Annotated in this window: 22 protein-coding genes; 17 read left to right on the forward strand and 5 right to left on the reverse strand. The window is 32.5% G+C overall.

Going from position 1 to position 19,340, the window contains the following annotated elements; translation table 11 throughout:
• Nucleotides 1-89: 89 nt before the first annotated feature.
• Nucleotides 90-962: a helix-turn-helix domain-containing protein gene (locus K6T82_RS09165; protein WP_223705626.1), complete on the forward strand. Its 873-nt coding sequence runs from the start codon at nucleotides 90-92 to the stop codon at nucleotides 960-962.
• A gap of 85 nt (nucleotides 963-1,047) precedes the next feature.
• Entirely contained in the window at nucleotides 1,048-2,415 is a 1,368-nt protein-coding gene (locus tag K6T82_RS09170; protein ID WP_223705627.1) for an amidohydrolase, read from the forward strand.
• Between the two features lie 342 nt (nucleotides 2,416-2,757).
• Here K6T82_RS09170 and K6T82_RS09175 read toward each other — a convergent pair whose 3' ends face one another.
• Entirely contained in the window at nucleotides 2,758-3,345 is a 588-nt protein-coding gene (locus K6T82_RS09175; RefSeq protein ID WP_223705628.1) for a DUF4142 domain-containing protein, read from the reverse strand.
• A 128-nt stretch (nucleotides 3,346-3,473) separates the two neighbouring features.
• Here K6T82_RS09175 and K6T82_RS09180 point away from each other — a divergent pair, with 128 nt between their 5' ends.
• The 9 genes from K6T82_RS09180 to K6T82_RS09220 all read left to right on the forward strand — a co-directional run bounded on the left by K6T82_RS09180 (nucleotide 3,474) and on the right by K6T82_RS09220 (nucleotide 10,096).
• A complete protein-coding gene (locus tag K6T82_RS09180; protein ID WP_223705629.1) occupies nucleotides 3,474-3,716 on the forward strand; it encodes a hypothetical protein in 243 nt (80 codons plus the stop codon).
• Nucleotides 3,717-3,758: 42 nt separating this feature from the next.
• Nucleotides 3,759-4,631, forward strand: a complete 873-nt coding sequence (locus K6T82_RS09185) for an XAC2610-related protein (RefSeq protein WP_223705630.1) — start codon at nucleotides 3,759-3,761, stop codon at nucleotides 4,629-4,631.
• Between the two features lie 28 nt (nucleotides 4,632-4,659).
• Nucleotides 4,660-5,253 (forward strand): hypothetical protein, encoded by a 594-nt coding sequence (locus K6T82_RS09190; protein WP_223705631.1) that lies wholly within the window; start codon nucleotides 4,660-4,662, stop codon nucleotides 5,251-5,253.
• A gap of 12 nt (nucleotides 5,254-5,265) precedes the next feature.
• A complete protein-coding gene (locus K6T82_RS09195; RefSeq protein ID WP_223705632.1) occupies nucleotides 5,266-6,735 on the forward strand; it encodes an FAD-binding oxidoreductase in 1,470 nt (489 codons plus the stop codon).
• An 8-nt stretch (nucleotides 6,736-6,743) separates the two neighbouring features.
• A complete protein-coding gene (locus tag K6T82_RS09200; protein ID WP_223705633.1) occupies nucleotides 6,744-7,475 on the forward strand; it encodes a hypothetical protein in 732 nt (243 codons plus the stop codon).
• Nucleotides 7,476-7,741: 266 nt separating this feature from the next.
• The gene (locus K6T82_RS09205; RefSeq protein WP_223705698.1) at nucleotides 7,742-7,981 is read left to right on the forward strand and encodes a DUF7218 family protein; all 240 of its coding nucleotides are present in this window, start codon (nucleotides 7,742-7,744) and stop codon (nucleotides 7,979-7,981) included.
• 41 nt (nucleotides 7,982-8,022) lie between these two features.
• Entirely contained in the window at nucleotides 8,023-9,117 is a 1,095-nt protein-coding gene (locus K6T82_RS09210) for a DNA topoisomerase IB (RefSeq protein ID WP_223705634.1), read from the forward strand.
• 87 nt (nucleotides 9,118-9,204) lie between these two features.
• On the forward strand, nucleotides 9,205-9,366 hold the full coding sequence (locus K6T82_RS09215; protein WP_082586828.1) for a DUF1328 domain-containing protein: 162 nt from the start codon (nucleotides 9,205-9,207) through the stop codon (nucleotides 9,364-9,366).
• An 82-nt stretch (nucleotides 9,367-9,448) separates the two neighbouring features.
• On the forward strand, nucleotides 9,449-10,096 hold the full coding sequence (locus K6T82_RS09220; protein ID WP_223705635.1) for a DUF5661 family protein: 648 nt from the start codon (nucleotides 9,449-9,451) through the stop codon (nucleotides 10,094-10,096).
• A gap of 76 nt (nucleotides 10,097-10,172) precedes the next feature.
• Here the strand turns inward: K6T82_RS09220 and K6T82_RS09225 are convergent, their stop codons facing one another.
• Nucleotides 10,173-10,715: a hypothetical protein gene (locus K6T82_RS09225; protein WP_223705636.1), complete on the reverse strand. Its 543-nt coding sequence runs from the start codon at nucleotides 10,713-10,715 to the stop codon at nucleotides 10,173-10,175.
• A gap of 189 nt (nucleotides 10,716-10,904) precedes the next feature.
• Here K6T82_RS09225 and K6T82_RS09230 point away from each other — a divergent pair, with 189 nt between their 5' ends.
• From K6T82_RS09230 to K6T82_RS09240, 3 genes are read left to right on the forward strand one after another with little or no spacing between them, the layout of a single operon-like run.
• Nucleotides 10,905-11,492 (forward strand): YciE/YciF ferroxidase family protein, encoded by a 588-nt coding sequence (locus K6T82_RS09230; protein WP_223705637.1) that lies wholly within the window; start codon nucleotides 10,905-10,907, stop codon nucleotides 11,490-11,492.
• Nucleotides 11,493-11,548: 56 nt separating this feature from the next.
• The gene (locus tag K6T82_RS09235; protein WP_223705638.1) at nucleotides 11,549-12,280 is read left to right on the forward strand and encodes an endonuclease; all 732 of its coding nucleotides are present in this window, start codon (nucleotides 11,549-11,551) and stop codon (nucleotides 12,278-12,280) included.
• The gene (locus tag K6T82_RS09240; RefSeq protein ID WP_223705639.1) at nucleotides 12,277-12,990 is read left to right on the forward strand and encodes a DUF72 domain-containing protein; all 714 of its coding nucleotides are present in this window, start codon (nucleotides 12,277-12,279) and stop codon (nucleotides 12,988-12,990) included. Before K6T82_RS09235 ends, K6T82_RS09240 begins: the two co-directional genes overlap by 4 nt.
• A gap of 107 nt (nucleotides 12,991-13,097) precedes the next feature.
• Here the strand turns inward: K6T82_RS09240 and K6T82_RS09245 are convergent, their stop codons facing one another.
• A complete protein-coding gene (locus K6T82_RS09245) occupies nucleotides 13,098-13,598 on the reverse strand; it encodes a pyridoxamine 5'-phosphate oxidase family protein (protein WP_223705640.1) in 501 nt (166 codons plus the stop codon).
• Between the two features lie 205 nt (nucleotides 13,599-13,803).
• On the opposite strand from K6T82_RS09245, the gene K6T82_RS09250 reads away from it, so the two are divergent.
• Complete coding sequence (locus K6T82_RS09250; protein ID WP_223705641.1) at nucleotides 13,804-14,241, forward strand: response regulator; 438 nt, start codon at nucleotides 13,804-13,806, stop codon at nucleotides 14,239-14,241.
• Here the strand turns inward: K6T82_RS09250 and K6T82_RS09255 are convergent.
• Entirely contained in the window at nucleotides 14,238-17,051 is a 2,814-nt protein-coding gene (locus tag K6T82_RS09255; RefSeq protein ID WP_223705642.1) for a PAS domain-containing protein, read from the reverse strand. The genes K6T82_RS09250 and K6T82_RS09255 overlap by 4 nt on opposite strands.
• Before the next feature lie 209 nt (nucleotides 17,052-17,260).
• Between K6T82_RS09255 and K6T82_RS09260 the strand changes: the two genes are divergently transcribed.
• Together K6T82_RS09260 and K6T82_RS09265 are read left to right on the forward strand one after the other, a co-directional pair.
• Nucleotides 17,261-17,602, forward strand: coding sequence for a hypothetical protein (locus K6T82_RS09260; protein ID WP_223705643.1), 342 nt, complete (start codon nucleotides 17,261-17,263; stop codon nucleotides 17,600-17,602).
• 431 nt (nucleotides 17,603-18,033) lie between these two features.
• Nucleotides 18,034-18,840 (forward strand): hypothetical protein, encoded by an 807-nt coding sequence (locus K6T82_RS09265; protein ID WP_223705644.1) that lies wholly within the window; start codon nucleotides 18,034-18,036, stop codon nucleotides 18,838-18,840.
• A gap of 62 nt (nucleotides 18,841-18,902) precedes the next feature.
• On the opposite strand, the gene K6T82_RS09270 is transcribed toward K6T82_RS09265, so the two are convergent.
• The gene (locus K6T82_RS09270) at nucleotides 18,903-19,163 is read right to left on the reverse strand and encodes a SemiSWEET family sugar transporter (RefSeq protein WP_223705645.1); all 261 of its coding nucleotides are present in this window, start codon (nucleotides 19,161-19,163) and stop codon (nucleotides 18,903-18,905) included.
• Between the last annotated feature and the right edge of the window lie 177 nt (nucleotides 19,164-19,340).

Consider the following 19,340-nt stretch of genomic DNA (forward strand, 5'->3'; position numbering starts at 1 on the left):
CATCTTTTTTTACAAACTTAGAACCTTAGCATCTTAGTATCTCAGAACCTTTTTTTTATCTTAGCATTTCAGAACCTAAGTAACTTAGTATGAATAAAGATTCGATTCCTATTTTATCTGTCGGCAATATACTTGGAGAAGAAACTTTAGGTATTACTTTGTTTCGTCACAGTGTTAAAGGACGAAATGCATTTGAGCAGCCTCATAAACATGACTTCTTTCTTGTTTTTTTCGTTGAAAAAGGGTCTGGAATTCACAATGTTGATTTTACACAATATAAAGTTCAGGATAATCAGGTTTACTTTGTAAGGCCGGGTCAAGTACATAATTGGTTACTCAATGAAGATACAATAGGTTTTCAGTTAATGCTTTCGCCAGAAATTGTCCATGTGTTTTCGGGATTAACTGCTTTTTCCTTTTTTGAACATAATGTGCCTTCGTGCTTAACATTAACAGCAATCAGATTTCAAGAAATTAAAAATCATCTGCAGGAAATTGAGCTTATCATACATGGAAAAGAATTACTTACGAAAGAAATCACACTGCTTCAGCTACATTTAATGTTGAAATTATTGCAGAAAGATTTTCTTATTCAGTTTCCCGAGCAAGATGCTTCTGCAAAACCAGAAAAGATTGTTCAGAATTTTAATTCCCTAATTGATAGTTATTTTAAAGAAGAATCTTCGGTTAACTTTTATGCTGATCAATTAAATATTACCCCTAATTATCTCAATATTCTTTCACAGCGATATTTGAAAACATCGGCAGGAGATATTATAAAAGAGAGAACGATTCTCGAAGCAAAACGACTTCTTACCAGCAGTGATTTATCTATAAAAGAAATAGCGTACCAGTTGGGATTTAGTGATAACACTTATTTTACTAAAGTGTTTAAAAAGTATACGGGTAAAACACCAGGAGATTTTAAGGAAAGTTATAAATTTTACCATCCTTATCCGTAATATTACCGTTGTAGTTTTCGGTCAGTACACGATTTTTGTAAAATCTTCAAAATTAATTTGAAGTACCGAAATGTAAAATTACAATATGGAAGAAAATCTTATAAGCAGAAAGAAATTTTTAGGATTAGGAGCTGCTGCAACAGGCGCTGCACTTTTCTCCGGAATTGGAGCAAAAGCAGCTTCGACAGTTTTACCCGTAGAAAAAGAAAAAACACTGGGAGAATACATTTTAAGTAATGTAAGATTGGAAGAAGGTTTTGAATACAATGAAAAAAATGAAGTTGTAGCAACAAAGACGTCTTTATATAGCTTGCACATTTCTGATGGAAAGATTAAAAATATTATTTCAGGAAAATCTAATCTGAAACTCAAAACAATTGATGCAAAAGGGCTTTTGATGCTTCCTGGCTTAAGAGATATGCACATTCATATCGATAAAACATACTACGGAGGTATCTGGAATGCAGCTCCGAGAAAAGGGTATACGGTAAAAGATATGATAGCATTGGAGCAAAAACTTATTCCGCAGCTTTTACCCGATTCACAACGTAAGGCAGAAGAAGCAATCAAACTAATGCAAAGTCAAGGAAGTTATTTTGCGAGATGTCAGTGTAACATTGATCCAGTAAGCGGTTTAAAAAGCTTGGAACATCTATTAGCCGCATTACAAAATAATAAAGATAGTTTTGGATGGGAAATTGTAGCTTTTCCGCAACACGGAATTTTATATTCACAATCAGAACCTTTATTGCGTGAAGCCGCTAAAATGGGAGTTGATTTTATTGGAGGACTTGATCCTACAACAGTTGACGGTAATTTGGAAAAGTCGCTTGATACCATGTTTCAAATTGCATTAGATAACCAGAAAGGAATTGATATTCATTTGCACGAATCACCTCCGTCTGGTAAAGCGGCAATAGAATATATTATCAAACGAACAGAAGAAAATAAGGAACTTCAAGGAAAAACCTATATCAGTCATGGTTTTGCTTTGGCCAGAATGGAACCAAAAGAGTTGGAAAAAATAGCGGAGGAAATGGGACATTTAGGAATTGGTGTAATTTCAACCATTCCGATGGGAAGAACCGTAATGCCAATTCCGACACTGAAAAAACATGGTGTAAAACTGATGACAGGAACAGACAGCATTGTAGATCACTGGCAGCCTTTTGGAACTTGTGATATGCTTGAAAAGGCTAAATTATGTGCACAGCTTTACGGATGGACAGACGAATTTAATTTAAGCCGTGCCCTTCATATAGCAACAAAAGATGAGATTTTACCACTTAACGATTCAGGTAAACAGGTTTGGCCGAAAGCTGGAGACGATGCTGATTTTATATTGGTAAAAGCAAGCTGTTCTGCAGAAGCTGTTGCCCGTCTTCCAAAAAGAGAAGGTGTGTTTTTTAAAGGAAAAATGATTTATGAAGATTCTGAGGTTCTCAGATTCTAAGAGACTAAGTTGCTAAGTTGCTAAGAGAAAAACTTAGAATCTTAGAATCTGAGTACCTTAGTATCTAAAAAAAAAACTCAAGCAATTCAACTCTTGAGTTTTTTTTTAGCAAAGATTTAAGGTTCTTAGATACTAAGTCGCTAAGCTACTAAGAGAAAAACTTAGAATCTCAGAATCTTAGAACCTTAGTATCTAATAAAAAAGAAAACCCCTCAAGCAATTCAACTCTCGAGGGGTTTATTTAGCAAAGATTTGAGGTTCTTAGATTCTCAATTACTTAGAATCTTAGAGGCTCAGCATCTTAGCTAATTAAAAAATAAATAATGATCATTTAAATTTATTTTACTTTTTGTCTAGGTTTTGTTTCAACATTTTAGCGTGTTCTAAATGCGCTGTTAAACCTGCAATATTGTTAGATGCCCAAGTTTTAACTTCTTGGTCATGTGCGTTTTTTGAAGCATCTTCAAGTTTTTTGATTGCTTTTTCGTGACCGTCAATCATCATGTCAGCGAATTTTTTATCGAAATCAGCACCTGTTTTTTCGTTCAATTTATTGTATTCCTCTTGTCCTTCTTCTGTTAACGATGTTGGTAGAGTAAAGTTTTTTGCTTTTGCTAAAGCACTCACTTCAGAAGCCGATTTAGTATGCTCATCAACAAGCATTTTACCGAATTTTTTCACTTCAGCGTTGGTCCCTTTTGTTTGTGCCAGTTTACCGATTTCGATTTCAGCTAAGTTAATTTCAGCCTGATCTACCAAGAACTCAGAATCATCTTCTTTACTGTCAATAGAATCAAATTTGGCTTCATTTGCATCTTCTGCAACCTCTTTTGGATCTTCTTGTTTCACTTCCTTTTTACAAGATTGAAGGCATAATATAAGTAATCCTGCTCCTAAGATGGTTTTTCCGGCTAATAGTAACTTTTTCATGATTTTAATAGTTTAATGTTATAATGTAAAATTATTAAGAAGCTGTAAGAAAATTTTACAGGATTTTTATGGATTGTTATAGGATTAAGATGTAGTTAAATTTCTATATTAGCTCCAAATCTAATAGTATGGAAAATGATTTTGTTTATGGAATGAAAGTTTCTTTAGATAATGAATTTGGAGTAGTTATAAGAGAGAAATCAGATGATTCTAATCTAATTGGAGTAATTTGTTGGGATAGTCCTCAAAAAAATAATACTGAAGATTGGCGAGGTCAGTTCGGAACATTTATTAGAATAGGAGGTAAGATTTTGGATAGCGAATATGTATTTCAATTTATTAATGATGATGGATCATTTAAAAATTCTTAAAAACAATTAAATTTAATATTTGCAATTCGTAAAAGCTCATTTATGAAACAAAAAATTACAATCCTATTTCTTTTAGCGACAACCTTCCTATCAGCTCAAATAAGTTATAAAGGTTTTATTGACAAATATCCTATCGAATTTGTCTCTTATGTTTATTCTGATGGTGTTGGCTCAGCAATTTATGCTTATTCTAATTATGATACTCCAATTGTTTTAAATGCAAAACTCAAAGGAAAAACGCTGGTTTTTACTGAAAAAGATAAAAATGACAAAGAAACAGCAAAACTCACTTTTGATAATTACGATGAAAAAAAGGAGCAACTAAATGGAGTTTGGAAAGATTTAAATTCAGGAAAAGAACTCAAAATATCTTTAACAAAAGAGTTTGATATCAATTATGGAAATGATGTAGAATGGACAGAAAGAGAAATTTTGCAGCCTGTTTCATTTAAAGACAAATACTTTAAATTGGTTATTTCTAAAGAAAAAGGCAATTTTTATTCTGGAGTTTCAGCCGTAAAAATTATTGAAAAGAAAACCGATAAATTAATTCAGAAAATCAATGTGCAATGTCAGCTTTGGGGACTGGATAATGTTGCTATCGGAGATTATAATTTTGATGGATTTGAAGATTTTTCTGTTTTCGAATCCAGTTATGCCGGACCTAATACATCTAGAATTTATTTTCTATACAATCCGAAAACAGGCAAATATTTTGAAAGCAGTTTTAGCGGCACTTCTTTAGAATTTGATGGTTCAACCAAAAGAATCTACGAGCACAATCAATGTTGTGCAGGCAGAAATATTGAAAGAGCCGAATATAAAGTAGTCAATAATAAAATGGTTTTAATTAAAAAGACTTGTATGGAGTTTGACGAAAAAACACAAGATTATAAGAATACAAAGTGTGATTAATTATTTCATTGTAAAAAAAACTATTTAAATGAAAAATTTACTGTTTGCTATATTACTTTCTATTTTAATAGCTTCCTGTAAACCTAAATCAGAGTTTAAAACCATTGATTTTGGAGATTTTGAAATAACTGTTCCTCAACAATGGAATGAATTAGAATTCAAAGGAATAGATAGTTATGTCGGCGGAATAATTACACCAGAAAAAGATTCGTTAATTTTTGATATCGGTCGCTATTCTCCAGATATAACTAAAAATAGTTTGTCTTTGGTTTTTGATAAAAAAAGTTATGCAGACTTAAGTTCAAAACAGAAAAAACTTCTCAAAAAAACGAAGCATTTAATCGTTGATTCCTTGTCTGGAGATATTGATTTTGGGAAGTATTCCGAATATAAAACTGTTTTTTATTCTCTAGATTGTTTTAAAGCCAAAGTAATAACACCAACCAATATTGAATTTGGCTCTACAGGTATTTATATTGATAGTTTGAGCGGAAACGCTAAAGATTTTAGCAAGGTTGGAATGTCCTTCTACGGACGTAATTTAAAAGAGAAAACACAAAATCAATTTGTGAAAGCTTTAAAGACAATTAAGTTCAAAGGATATTGTAAACAGGATAAATAAAAGGGTATAATTATGAAAAGAAAGCACATTTGGATGATTTCAATTTTTATCATTCTCTTTTTAATGGCAATTCCTGTTTTCCATGTTTTAAAAACAAAATGGAATGAAAAAGAAACTACCTCAGAAATTCCAAAAGGTTATACCAACGATGCAAGTCAGCTTAATTTGACTAAAGTAGATACGATAATAGCAGTTCCTAAAGATAAAACCGCTATTGAGAAACAACTTCAGGAAATTTTAAAATATGCTCAGGAAAATAATTTAAAAATTTCTATCGCTGGTGCACAGCATAGTATGGGCGGACATACGATTTACCCTGGTGGAATTGTAGTAAATATGCTTCCGTATAAGCATATGGAACTGGATCAAAAAAATAATATACTTACCATTGGTTCCGGTGCTTTATGGCAGGATGCAATTGCATATTTAGACCTTTACGGAAAATCTATCAGTGTGATGCAGGCTTTTAGTTCGTTTTCTGTTGGAGGTTCTATAAGTGTTAACGGACATGGATGGCAGAAAAATTCTCCACCAATTGCATCTTCCGTACTCTCTTTTACTTTAATGAATGATAAAGGCGAAATTCTAAATTGCAGCCGAACCGAGAACCCAGAATTGTTTAAACTTGTTTTGGGAGGTTACGGGCTTTTCGGAATTATCTTAGATGTAAAATTGAAAGTTGTAGACAACAAAGCTTTAAAATACAAATACTTTCGTTTGAGTCCGGAGAAATACGTTCAATATTATAAAAAACTTATTTCAGATAATCCGAAAGTTAATTTGGTTTTTGGAAGGTTAAAGATTGCAAATCAAGAGTTTTTGGAAGAGGCAACAATCAACTTTTTTGAAGAGGTAGACGAAAAACCACTTCCCATAAAAAAACAAAATGAAAAAAATGAGGAAGTAAAACGTTTGGTCTTTAGAAGTTCTGTTAGAAGTGAATACGGCAAAAGACTTCGTTGGGACTTGGAATACGGAATGAATAAAGTCACGCATCATAATATTTTTTCGCGCAATGAATTACTGAACGACCATGTTTCTTTAATTGAAAATAAAGATCCGAATTCTACCGATTTGCTTCAGGAATATTTTATTCCGGAGAAAGATTTCAATTCATATTTAAAAGATATAAAACCGATTTTGCTTCAATCTAAACTTGATTTATTGAATATTACAATCCGTGCCGTAAATAAAGATGAAGATGCTTTTATGAATTACGCTAGGGAGAATGTTTTTGGTTTTGTCTTTCTTTTCAATCAAAAGAAAACAGAAAAAGAAGAAAATGAAATGAAGATTTTAACCAATCAATTAGTTGATGCAGCAATCAAAAATAACGGAACATTTTATCTTCCTTATCGCCTTCATATCCATAAAAATAAAATGAGAAAAGTTTATCCACAAGCTGACGAATTTTTCAGACAGAAGAAAAAGTACGATCCAAAAGAATTATTTCAAAATCAGTTTTACGAACATTATAAATGATTTAAACAATGAGTTTATTAAAAAGCATTATAAGATATTTTGAACAACGTAAAATCATTAAAGAAATTTATGATGATTTAGGAAATCACAAAGAGGTTTTATTAGCAGAAAGATTAGAAGTTTTTGCAGAAAAAGCAACACCAAAATTTGCTGAAATAGGACTGAAGAATTGGAACGGAAAGTATATTTGGTTTAGCGATTTTAATGAATATGGAGTTAAACATGTAATTGAATATCATGTTTTTAAAGGTTTTGGAGGCTCATTTTCTTATGGGAATTGTTTTGATTTTGTTCCGACAATTTCTAACGGAAAATGGATTAATCATAAAACGGATAAATCGACAAAAAATTTATTTTTTAATAGATTTGAAGGCTGGCAGAAAAGTTTAGACAGAGATAGTTTAATTAATCCTGACAGAATTAGTACTATAAATGGAGATAAATTTAATGCTAGTTTAGACAAAGTGCTCAGCACTAATTTGCCGAAACTACAAAAGTGGTTCAATGCCAATGAAACGATAGAACAAAATATAGATACTTTAATCGCAATGACTAAGAATCCACCAACCGAGATCGGAACAAGGATAATTTCATTTGAATATTTGTTAGCGTTTTTATATTGGAATAAATCTAATTATCCAGAAGCCAAAAATTGGATTCAAAAACATTTTGAAAAAAGAATTGATGAATCTGAAAAGAAAATGATATTAGAACGATTAAATATAAATCCCAACTCCTAGAGTTGGGATTTTTTTGTTCACCACCAACCACCAACCACCAACCATCAACCATCAACAATTAACAATTAACAATTAACAATTATCAATTATCAATTATCAATTATCAATTACCACTTTACATTTCCTCTTTCATAATTCCCATCCTACAAATTTGAAATTTCAAACCAAAATTCTATAACGGAAAATTCTTAGTTATTGATGAATTTTGACATAACAGATATCGACATAATTAAATGTCGGGAATGTTAACCTTAAAAATTGAAATCATGCCCAATCCAAGAATCAAAAATGAAGAGCAATATGAAGCGTTGGTGAAAAAAGGATACAGCAAAGAAAAATCGGCACGTATTGCCAATACACCAAATGCGGGTAAGAAAGGCGGAGAAGCCAAACCTTATGAAGAATGGACAAAAGAAGAACTTCAAAAACAAGCTAGTAAAGTCGGCATAAAAGGAAGATCTTATATGAATAAAAAAAGTCTAATTGACTCTTTGAGAAATAATTAAAATTTAAAATGAAATATTAGTGTGATAAAAATTTAAATATCATGAATGCTGCAAGAAAAGAAGTTTTAATGGATCAATTGATAAAAGCGCCACATTTAGTAATCGAAAAACTGGATCTGGAATACATCAATGATAATCAATTGACGATTGTAAGATGCCGTGAAGGAGAAAATTTCGTTTACAAAAAAAACGGAAAAAATGTAAAAAGCAAACATGAAATTAAACGCATTAATAGTTTGGTATTGCCTCCAGCTTGGGAGAATGTCCGAATAACAGATGTTACAAACGGTCATTTACAAGCAGTCGGAACAGATGTAAAAAACAGAAAACAATACCGTTATCATCCGAAATGGAATCTGATTCGAAATCAGACTAAGTTTTACAAAATAGCGGAATTTGGTGCGAAACTTCCATCAATCAGAAAACAAGTTGATCTTGATTTGGAAAAGAAAGAATGGTCGAAAGACAAGGTAACGGCTTTAGTCATTCGATTGATGGAGGAGACGCATATCAGAATTGGAAATGAGAAATACGCTAAAGACAATAAATCGTACGGACTTTCAACGCTGAGAAAACGACATATCGACATCAATAAAAATTCGCTTCGATTTGAATTTATTGGTAAAAAAGGAAAACAGCATACTATTACAACCCGAAACAAGCAGTTGGTAAAATTGGTGAGTCGCTGCGAGGAAATTCCAGGATATGAAGTGTTTAAATATTACGATAAAAACGGAGAAAAAAAGGTTTTAGTAAGTCATGATGTAAACGAATATCTGCATCATATTTCTGGTGAATATTTTAGCGCAAAAGATTTTAGAACGTGGGCAGCGTCGATAATTTTCTTTGAAAGTTTAATGGAAATGGGAGTTGTTGCAGACGAAAAAGAAATCAAACACAATATTATCACCGCTTTTGATTTGACAGCCGAAGCACTTGGAAATACCAGAAAAGTGTGCAAAGATTATTACGTACATCCGCTTTTGATTTCGACTTATGAAGATGGTTCTATTCAGAAATATTTTGATAGAGCAAAGAAAAGTCGAAGTACTAAAAAGTATTTTACAAAATCAGAAATCGCTTTTTCTGAACTGATTCAGAATTACGAAATCAATTTAGAATCACCTTGTTCATAAAAGAGTTAAAGTATCTCTTAAAAAGCTTTGAAAAAAACATACAAACAAGATCAGGAATCATTATTAATTAACTAAAAAACTATTATTATGTTACGTTGGACAGTCACATTTATTATTCTAGCCATAGTGGCGGGAATATTTGGTTTTGGTGGAATTGCCGCTGGAGCCGCTAGTATAGCAAAAATTTTATTCTTTATATTTTTAGTCTTATTTGTTATTTCACTAATCAGCGGAAGAACAAGAGTTTAATAAAAATATCAGTAAATAAAAGCAACAAAACGACACATTCTGAGAGTGTGTCGTTTCTGGTTTCAATCTAAAAATAATAGTTATGGGAACAAAAAGTGGTGCGTATCAGGATGTTTACGTCAAAAGAGACGATGCAATGGTAAGTTTGAAAAATGATGTAACAGATTTTTGTGAAAAATATATAAAACCGGTTCATCCCAAAAATTGGGATTGGTCGATACGCGATTTCGATAATCCAGAAAATGACCCGACAGATGCAGAGGCGCGAGCTATTGCAAACGTTGTTTTTAAGGATTTGAATGATAAAAAACATACCGATGTTGATCTTTCTACAATGAACAATGTACATGCTATAAAAGCCTATTTAGATCCAAAAAGCAAACATGAAGCCTTTAATATGGAGGAATTTGCTTTTGCATTGAAAGTAGAATTAGAACACGGAAAAATAAAAGACGTAAATGTAACCAACAATCATCCGTTTTTGACTGCGATGATTGCATTGGCACATATGACAGAAAGTTTGACCTATTACAAACGTTTGAAAGTAATGGAAGCAGAAGGGGAGATTTATGAAATTCTTCGAAAATTGGAACATTCTACAACAGAAAAAGAAAAATGGCATGAAGAATTGATTAAAGCCGAACAAGAGCTTAAAGAAGCAAAAGCCGGATTGGCTGAGCGTTTAGAAAAAATGGACGATATCCCAGTATTGAAAATTATTGGAGATTAAGTAGTTGAATTTTAAACTCAAAAAAACCGTCCCGTTAAAAAGCGGGGCGGTTTTTTATTTTTTGTTGCGTATGTTTTTATAATCGGCGTGGATCATTTTCAGGATATTCTTCGTCATCATTGTCTTCCTGAACGTCATCTTCGATATAATCATTTTCATGATCGTCTATATCTTCTTCAATATATTCGTCGTCTTCATCATCTTCATCTTCATCTTCGTCTTCGTCCAAATCTTCTAAAACATCTTCCGTTTCGTTAAAATCGTAATCATCTTCTCCTGCAGCAGAAGGATTGTCTAATTCGTCGACTTCATCTTCGTAATCGTCGCCTTCGAGTTCTACCTCATAAATATCATCATTGTTGTCTTCCAAATCTCTGTCGGTATGAAAGTCATCATTTAAATCGTCCAAATCATCATCGGACATGTAATCTTCTTGATCTGGATTTGGTCGGTTCGGATTATATCCATTTCTCACCGTATATCCTCTTTCTGCAATTTGAGCATTGTCATTATCTGGTTCTCGAGTGTCATCTTTCAGATCCTTACTCAAATTTCTATCATTAGAGAAATGAGTTTGCATCTCTCTATTCAAACTGTTTTTTTTATCTGTAGTATTCATGACGTTTTGTTTTTATGATTTCTATCTTACAAAGCTACTTCCAGATTTGTAAGGTTTTATTATAGAATTGTACGGTCTAATTGTATAATTAACAGATGCTTAGAATACAATTTATATGTTGAATCATATAACCCATCCGATGTAACAGGTGTTAATTTTACAATCTTATTAATCGTAAAAATTATTACCATGAAAACTACAGATAGTAAAGCAACATCTGCAAAATCAACCGCTAAAAAAGAAACAACCCCTAGAGGAGTTACAAAACCAAAATCAAATGCAGCTTCAGGATTGACTGAATTGTTTGAAGATGGATTAAAAGATATTTATTGGGCAGAGAAAGCCCTAACAAAAGCATTGCCAACGATGGTTAAAAATGCTTCTTCTGTTGAGTTAAAAGATGCAATTGACAATCATTTAACCGAAACCGAAGAACAAATTACTCGTTTAGAGCAGGTGTTTAAAATTATGGGACAAAAACCTGCAGCCAAAAAATGCGATGCCATGGAAGGTTTGATTGAAGAAGCAAAAGGAATGCTGGAAGAAACCGAAATTGGAGTAGTACGCGATGCCGCAATTATTGCCGCAAGTCAGAAAATCGAGCATTACGAAATTGCAACTTACGGAACTTTAAGACAATTTGCAGAAACTCTTGGTTTACCCGAAGCAGCTACTTTGTTGGAACAAACACTTGATGAAGAAAAAGGTGCCGATAAAATTTTGACAGAAGTTGCCGTAAATGCCGTCAACCTAGAAGCGGCAGAAATTGAGGAATAATTGAAAATAAATTAAAGTGCAGTTTTCGAGCTGCACTTTTTACTTAAATAGAATGTATGCCCGAAGGTCCATCGATATTAATTTTAAAAGAAGAAGTAAAACAGTTTAACGGACAGAAAGTTATTTCTGCATCCGGCACCAGTACTATTGATTTTTCTCGTCTAACAGATAAAACTATCAAGGCTTTTAAAACCTGGGGCAAACACTTTTTGATCTGTTTTGATTCTTTTACGATTAAAATTCAATTGCTGATGTTTGGGACGTACAAAATCAACGAGCGGAAAACAGCCAAACCAAGATTAAGTTTGGTTTTTGAAGATGGCGAACTCAATTTTTATACCTGCTCAGTCAAAATCTTAAACGGAGATCTCAATTCATATTACGATTGGAGTTCGGACGTTATGAATGAAAATTGGAATCCGAAAAAAGCTCAAAATAAGCTGGAAAAAATGTCGGATACCATGATTTGTGACGCAGTTTTGGATCAAGAAATTTTTGCAGGAGTAGGGAATATCATAAAAAATGAAGTTTTGTACCGATGTTATATTCATCCGGAATCTATTATTGGAAAAATTCCTCAAGATGAAATAAGCCAGATAATTGCAGAATGTTCTATTTACAGTTTCGAATTTTTGTATTGGAAAAAGAAATCTGAACTCAAACAAAATTGGAAAATCTACACCAAAAAAATATGTCAAAGATGTAATCTGCCCATTCAATGCAGAAAAACCGGAGTAAGCAAACGAAATAGTTTTTTCTGTACTAACTGCCAACAATTATACAAATGAAAAATCAAGTATTAATAGGATGCTCCAGCTACTATAACCGCTTTTGGAAGAATATTTTTTATCCTTTAAATCTCCCTTCAAAAAAATGGTTTGATTTTTATTGCCAACATTTTAATACTTACGAATTTAATGGAAGTTTCTACAAATTTCCAACGGTTAGAATATTTAATAACTGGTATGATAAAACGCCTGACACTTTTTTGTTTTCGGTAAAAGTGCCGAAAGAAATCACGCACATCAAGAAACTAAAAGAATGTGAAGGGCTTTTAGAAGATTTTTACGAAGTGTGTAAATACGGAATGAAAGAAAAATTAGGAGCTGTCTTGTTCCAATTTCCTCCAAGTTATGATTTTAGTAAAAAAAGACTAGAAAACATTATTGGACTTTTGAATTATGATTTTAAAAATGTAATTGAATTTCGACATGAAACATGGTGGAATGATGAGGTTTGGAGTGCTTTTAAAGACAATAAAATCACTTTTTGCAGTGTAAGTCACCCGAAATTGCCGCAGACGATTTTCAAAGATTTTCCGTTGATTTATATTCGTTTTCACGGAGTTCCAAAAATGTTTTTTTCCAGTTACTCTACAGAAGAATTGCAGCAGGTAAATGAAGCAATAGAAAAAACTACAGGTTTTATTTATTTCAATAATACAGCCAGCGAAGCAGGAATTTTGAATGCTTTGGAGCTGAAAAGAATGAATGTATAAAATTAATTAACCGCAAAGAGCGCAAAGTCTTTCGTAAAGTACACAAAGAAAATTTCTTGTGAACTTAGCGTTTTGCCTTGCGCTCTTTGCGGTTAAATTAAAGTAATCTATAATTTCAAGCTTCCTTCAATTCCGTCATCCATTGTTTTTCCGGTAACCAATGCAGCTGTCATTTTTGCGATGGCAACCATTTTTCCGTTTTTATTGTTCCAATAGTAACCATCTTCAGGAACTACTTTTATGACACTCAGATTCGGGTCATCTACGCCTCCTGGCATCCAGATTTTTACAGCAGGATTCCATAATCTTTCGATAGTTTCTTTGTCATGTTCAATAGTTGCAGTTCCGTGCAAAGTCAGGAATTTATCGTGAGGCTCAGAAAAGAAAATTTCTACCATCGGATTTAATGTGATTTCTGCATTCTGACTGCTGTTTCGATCCGATAAAAACCAAAGTTGTCCTTTATCATCAATTTCCTGAACGGACATTGGTCTCGATTGAAGTCTGTATTCATTGTATGTACAAAACATACATGTTTTAATATTTTCAGCAAGATCTTTTATTTTCTCTACTGCAAATTCATCTGTAAGGTCTTTATGATCGCCCATAACGCTATATTTTTAAAAGTTTATATTGTATTTCTAATTATTTGATTATAGTAAAGTTGCGGCTTTTAAAGCTTTTTTAGCTTATATAATTCAACATAGAAATTATTAGATTTCAATTCTTAATATTTATGTAAGAATTGGAGTAATTAACGATTGTTGGAAAAAAATAGTCTATCTTTGGATTTCATATTTCCCTATAAATGCCATGACAGACTACACTATATTTTATACCGACGATGATGAAGACGATATTACGATCTTTACAGATGCAGTAGATTCGATATCTCAAAACATCATTCTTCAAACATATTCTGAAGGGCAAAAGTTGCTGAACGCTATATTTAATCCGCCTTCAACACCTTATGTGGTTTTTTTAGATTTGAACATGCCGGGAAAAAACGGATTTGACGTTTTAGAAGAATTGAGAAATTCGGATTATAAAAAAGACATTCCGGTTGTTATTTATTCAACTTCAAGCGAACCGGGAATTATTGAAAAATGCAGAACTCTGGGTGCAAATGGTTTTATTACAAAACCAGTTTTAATGAGCGATATTATAAAATCTATAGAACACGCGATTCAAATTGATTGGGGAAAATTTATTACAACCAAATCTAATTTTGTTTTAAATACCAATATTTAAGATAAATCAGGAATATAAATATTGAAGGTTGAACCTTCTCCCTTTTCGCTAGAAACAATGATGGAACCTTTATGGTTTTCTACAATTTTCTTTACAATGGCTAGTCCAATTCCTGTTCCTCGGTATTCGCTTTCAGTATTTAGACGCTGAAAAACTTCGAAGATTTTTTCTTTATATGCCATTTCAAAACCAATTCCGTTGTCGGAAACCTGGAGATGAAGATAAGTTTTGTCTTTAAATTCAGCATTTGGAATTGATTTTCCGTCTATTTGTTCTACTGAAATTTTTACGTGTGGCGGAATGCCCGGTTTAGAAAACTTCAATGCATTTTCTACCAAATTATGAAGCAATTGTCTGAATTGAAATTGTATAAGTGTTGCTTCTCCCAAATGATTGTATTCAATAACGGCATTTTTCTCTTCAATTCGATCCGAAAAATCACTTATAACTTCTTCTGCAATTTCGTCTATTTTAACATTTGTAAAAACACGGTCAGCAGAATTCGCTCTGGAATAGGTCAATAAATCCTGAATCAAATTCTGCATCCTTTTGGCAGAAATCTCAATTCTTGCTAAATACGTTTTGGCAATTGCCGAAATATTCTGTTCATCCAAATCGGCTAATCTGCTTGCAAAAGTCTGAATTTTTCTAAGCGGTTCTTGAAGATCATGACTTGAAATATAGGCAAAAGACTGCAGTTCAATATTCATATTGACCAAATCTCTGTTTTTAAGTTCCAGTTGTGTAGTACGTTCTAGAATTTGTTCTTCAAGGCGATTGGTAAAATTCTTTTGCTCTTCAATATCGGTACTGGTTCCAACCCACATTTGGATTTTTCCAAATTCGTCAAGTTGTGCAATCGCACGACTCAGTTGCCAGCGATATTCTCCATCATAACGTTTAAAACGATGAATAAAAAGAAAATCATGTCCTGATTTTACAGATTCCATCCAAAGTTTTACGTTTTCTTCGCGGTCATCCGGATGTATAATTTGAAGCCAGCCGTTCTTCGTAATTTCTTCTTTAGAAACGCCCGAATAGGTATAAAAAGTTTCATTAAAATAATTCAAATTTCCTAAAGTATCGCTGGTCCAGATTAGCTGTGGCATAGAATCGGCGAGAACTCTGAACTTTTTTTCACTTTTCATTAATACCTGTTGAATATCTTTTTCAATAGTTGAATCCATAACCGTTCCGAGCATTTTTACCGGATTGTTATGGTCGTCAAAAAAGACTTTTCCGTGTACTTTAATCCAGCCAATAGAGTTATCCATTTTCAGAATTCGGGCTTCGTATTTGTAAATACTGGTTTTGAAAGCTTTTTCTAAAGCATCAACCACGATATGTTCATCTTCAGGAAGAATTCGATCGCGAATGTCCTGATGAATAATTTTTCTGTTTTTATCAAAACCAAAAATTTCTAAAATGTTATCACTGTAAATTAATTTTCTCGTTAGAAGATTTAGGTCCCAAGTTGCAATTTCGCCAATTTCAGCTGCTAATCTTGCTCTTTCCTCAGCGGTTTCTACTTTTTTGCGAGCTTTAACCTTCGAAGTTACATCATTTACGGTAACCATAATTCCAGACGCTTTTCCGTTTTTTTCGTAAAGCGTTGTGTATTCGTAATCCAGATAGAATTTTTTTAGTTTTCCTTTAATGTCCACATAGGCAACAGATTCATATTCCCGAATTGTTTTGCCATTGGTGAGCACTTCATTCAATAATTCAGGATATTTTTGATTTTTAAGTTCCGGAAAAACTTCCAACAAAGGTTTCCCAATACAATCTTTCTCTTCTTTTTGCCAAATATCATTCAATAAAGTGGTATTGGCCATTTCAATAATATACTCTTTTCCTCTAAAAATAGCCATTGCAATAGGAGATTCCATCACAATATTTCTAAATGCTTTTTCACTTTCAGAGAGAAGATGTCTGGCTTTTACTTCTGCTGTAACTTCATAAGCTACCACAATTACACCTGTAATGTTCTCATTTTCTTCTTTTAAGGGATAAAAAACGAGATTAAAATAAGCTAATTCTTGTTTGTTGTATCTGTTTAAGGTTACCGCAAACTCGTCAGCGTAGTAAGGTTCGCCGGTTTCGAAGACATTTTTTAGAATAGGATAAGCGGTTTCCTTTGTTTCTGGAACCACATCAAAAATAGGTTTATTTAAGATATTACTTTCCGTTCTGTCTATAATATGGAGGTAAGTAATGTTTGCCATTTCGACAATCAACTCTTTGCCTTTTAAAATACAGATTCCGAGAGGTAATTGTTTAACTGTATTTCTAAAACGTTTTTCACTTTCTTCCAGATTTTTACGAATGGTAACCTGTTTTGTAGTTTCATTACAAATTACTAAAACTCCTGCTGTTTTTCCGTTTTCATCATTTACTGGACTATAACTAAAGGTCCAATAAACGTCTTCCATTTGACCGTTTCTATATATTGGTAATAATTTATCTTCGTACCAGGTAGCGTCTCCTTTTTCTAAAACCTGATCAATTAGAGGTTTGATGAAATCCCAGATTTCAGGCCAGTAATCTGCACCTTTTTTACCTAGAATATCAGGATGTTTGCCATCATTTCCAAGACTTGGACGATAGGCGTCATTATAAAAACAAATATGATCTGGTCCCCAAAATAAAAACATTGGGAATTTTGAATTTAAGAGAATTCCTAAAGTGGTTCGAAGACTTTGCGGCCACAATTCCGGATTGCCAACTGCTGTTTTACTCCAATCTTTAGCACGGATAAGTTTACCCATTTCACCTCCATTTGCCAGAAAATCATAATTGTTATTATTCATTAAAATTAAATTTATTGTCTTAAAAACGAGCAGATTTTCAATGTTATTAAATGTAGTAATTATAACTTGAAAATTCACTTTAATAAAATTAATAAAAAATAAATATTCCTTCAAAAGTGATTTTTGAATGAGCTAAGATTAAAATCGTTTGAGTTAATTTTATCTCTTTTCAATACGGAAATTTGAATAAAAGATTAAAAACATCAGCCATGAAAAGAGAAGATTCAAAACACGAAACCGACTATATAAAGAGATATCAAGAAGAAGGATACACCGTAAATTATGTTTTTGACGGTCATTATTTGATCAATTCTGATACAAAAGCAAATTACAAACCGGAAGATATATTTATTGTAGCCCATCATCGTTATGAAGGCATGAGCGATCCAGATGATATGTCGATATTATATATAATTGAAACAAAAGATGGTGGAAAAGGAACTCATTTATTAGGATACGGACCTACGGCAGATTTAGAAGAAGCCGAGTTTTTTAAAGACATTCCGAAAGCAAATTATTCTAAAAACTCAGACATAGGCGAATTGACATAAAAGGAATAAAAATAGATTGATATTTTTATTTTGCTGATGAGCAGTTGTTTCAAATTTATTTGGAGCAGCTGCTTTTTTTTTAGGGACAGAGGGACAGAGGGACAGAGGGGCAAAGGTATATAGGGCAAAGAAACAAAGAAACAAAGAAACAAAGAAACAAAGAGACAAAGAGACAAAGGGATAGAACGACAAAAGAGAAAATAAAGAAGTGTAAATGACAACAATTATCTTATGCCAAAGAAAACTTTGTCCCTTTGTCACTCTGTCCCTTTGTCCCTCAAAATAAAAATTATGAAAGTTCTCTCCGAAATTGTATAAATAGTTGAGCAGCAATATAAACGAAATTTGAGTTATAGAAATGAAGATAAAACCAGGGTTAGTTTTTATATGAAATAATTACTAGACGTTTATTAAAAAACCAAAGCAAAATAATGAAGAAACTTTACATAAATACTGGAAGCTTTGATGCTGTTTTCAACAACTTTAAAGAGAGTTTTGGCGGTGATTTATTGATTACTGCTAACGAATACAAATTAAAATTTAAATCAAAATGGGCCAATGGAAGTATTTCTGGAATTCGTTTTGAGAAAGAAATGACTTATTTGAGTTTTGATTTCACATTTAATCATGATGTTAGTCTAAGTATCGAATCGAATCCTTTGGCGCCAGTGTTTTTTGTGTATTGCGAACAAGGAAATTTACTTCATAGTTTTGGGCCAAATGGCGAAGTTAAAGGTTTGAAGAAACAACAATCCGGGATCATGAGTAATTCTTCTTCAATTAATAGTGTTTTGTATTTTGAAAGCCATAAACGCATCCAATTTTCATTAATAGGATTGCCAACAAATACTGCCAATTCAAATTCAGATTTTGCTCATCAAGTAAAAAACATATTTATCCACAATTCGGGCAACTATATTTATGTTGGATCTGAAAATCAAAAGATTGGAAATAAATTTCAGGAACTAAAAACAATTCCGCAGCAAGGAACCGTTCGTTATTTATTAATGCGAACTATTCTGAGAGAAATTTTAGAACTAGAAATTGCCCAGCATCGTTATAATTATTTAACGCCATTTCAACCTGTATTGAATTTTGCTGCGAAGCAATTGGGAGAAATAAAAAGACGCTCTCATATCAATTTAATGGCAATTGCCGCACCGGTTTACTTCTTGAAAAGAAACTTACAATCAAGAAATCTGGCCTTAAAACCATACAACCAAAAATTAGCTAGCTAGTAAGCCATATCATATTCTTCACAAAAAAACAGCTTTGGTCAAGCTGTTTTTTTCTTTTTAAGCTATTCCTTTTCATAGTAAATAATAAAATAAACCATAATAAGATTTAAAACCAGAGAAATGCTATTGGTAATTATAATTGGAAAATCGTTTTTTAGAATTCCATAGACAATCCACATAACAATTCCAAAGGTAAGTGTAGCAAACATTTTTAGTGAAATCTCTTTTACTTTCTTAGTTTTCCAAACTTTAAGTATCTGCGGAATAGTAGATAAAGTGATACAAGTTCCTGCGGTAAGACCTATGATGTCGATATAATTCATTTTTTTAGATTTTTGTTAAGTTGGTTTTAGTAATCTCGCAAAGTCGGAGAGTCGCAAAGTTTTTTCTTTGTAAGTTGTCATTGAAATGTTTTATTATTCCGAGGAATGACAAAGCTTTGCGATCTTATAACTTTGTTAATCAAACTCAAAAAATCTTAGCGAACTTTGCGTAAACCT

Source organism: Flavobacterium potami, assembly GCF_020026915.1.
GTDB classification, from domain to species: domain Bacteria; phylum Bacteroidota; class Bacteroidia; order Flavobacteriales; family Flavobacteriaceae; genus Flavobacterium; species Flavobacterium potami.

Excerpts from the sequence above, each read along its gene's own strand:
- K6T82_RS09265 (WP_223705644.1), top strand. The coding sequence starts at position 18,034 with ATGAAGAAACTTTACATAAATACTGGAAGCTTTGATGCTGTTTTCAAC.
- K6T82_RS09165 (WP_223705626.1), top strand. The coding sequence starts at position 90 with ATGAATAAAGATTCGATTCCTATTTTATCTGTCGGCAATATACTTGGA.
- K6T82_RS09230 (WP_223705637.1), top strand. The coding sequence starts at position 10,905 with ATGAAAACTACAGATAGTAAAGCAACATCTGCAAAATCAACCGCTAAA.
- K6T82_RS09180 (WP_223705629.1), top strand. The coding sequence starts at position 3,474 with ATGGAAAATGATTTTGTTTATGGAATGAAAGTTTCTTTAGATAATGAA.
- K6T82_RS09270 (WP_223705645.1), bottom strand. The coding sequence starts at position 19,163 with ATGAATTATATCGACATCATAGGTCTTACCGCAGGAACTTGTATCACT.
- K6T82_RS09190 (WP_223705631.1), top strand. The coding sequence starts at position 4,660 with ATGAAAAATTTACTGTTTGCTATATTACTTTCTATTTTAATAGCTTCC.
- K6T82_RS09245 (WP_223705640.1), bottom strand. The coding sequence starts at position 13,598 with ATGGGCGATCATAAAGACCTTACAGATGAATTTGCAGTAGAGAAAATA.
- K6T82_RS09200 (WP_223705633.1), top strand. The coding sequence starts at position 6,744 with ATGAGTTTATTAAAAAGCATTATAAGATATTTTGAACAACGTAAAATC.
- K6T82_RS09260 (WP_223705643.1), top strand. The coding sequence starts at position 17,261 with ATGAAAAGAGAAGATTCAAAACACGAAACCGACTATATAAAGAGATAT.
- K6T82_RS09255 (WP_223705642.1), bottom strand. The coding sequence starts at position 17,051 with ATGAATAATAACAATTATGATTTTCTGGCAAATGGAGGTGAAATGGGT.
- K6T82_RS09170 (WP_223705627.1), top strand. The coding sequence starts at position 1,048 with ATGGAAGAAAATCTTATAAGCAGAAAGAAATTTTTAGGATTAGGAGCT.
- K6T82_RS09210 (WP_223705634.1), top strand. The coding sequence starts at position 8,023 with ATGAATGCTGCAAGAAAAGAAGTTTTAATGGATCAATTGATAAAAGCG.
- K6T82_RS09235 (WP_223705638.1), top strand. The coding sequence starts at position 11,549 with ATGCCCGAAGGTCCATCGATATTAATTTTAAAAGAAGAAGTAAAACAG.
- K6T82_RS09185 (WP_223705630.1), top strand. The coding sequence starts at position 3,759 with ATGAAACAAAAAATTACAATCCTATTTCTTTTAGCGACAACCTTCCTA.
- K6T82_RS09240 (WP_223705639.1), top strand. The coding sequence starts at position 12,277 with ATGAAAAATCAAGTATTAATAGGATGCTCCAGCTACTATAACCGCTTT.
- K6T82_RS09175 (WP_223705628.1), bottom strand. The coding sequence starts at position 3,345 with ATGAAAAAGTTACTATTAGCCGGAAAAACCATCTTAGGAGCAGGATTA.
- K6T82_RS09195 (WP_223705632.1), top strand. The coding sequence starts at position 5,266 with ATGAAAAGAAAGCACATTTGGATGATTTCAATTTTTATCATTCTCTTT.
- K6T82_RS09205 (WP_223705698.1), top strand. The coding sequence starts at position 7,742 with ATGCCCAATCCAAGAATCAAAAATGAAGAGCAATATGAAGCGTTGGTG.
- K6T82_RS09250 (WP_223705641.1), top strand. The coding sequence starts at position 13,804 with ATGACAGACTACACTATATTTTATACCGACGATGATGAAGACGATATT.
- K6T82_RS09215 (WP_082586828.1), top strand. The coding sequence starts at position 9,205 with ATGTTACGTTGGACAGTCACATTTATTATTCTAGCCATAGTGGCGGGA.
- K6T82_RS09225 (WP_223705636.1), bottom strand. The coding sequence starts at position 10,715 with ATGAATACTACAGATAAAAAAAACAGTTTGAATAGAGAGATGCAAACT.
- K6T82_RS09220 (WP_223705635.1), top strand. The coding sequence starts at position 9,449 with ATGGGAACAAAAAGTGGTGCGTATCAGGATGTTTACGTCAAAAGAGAC.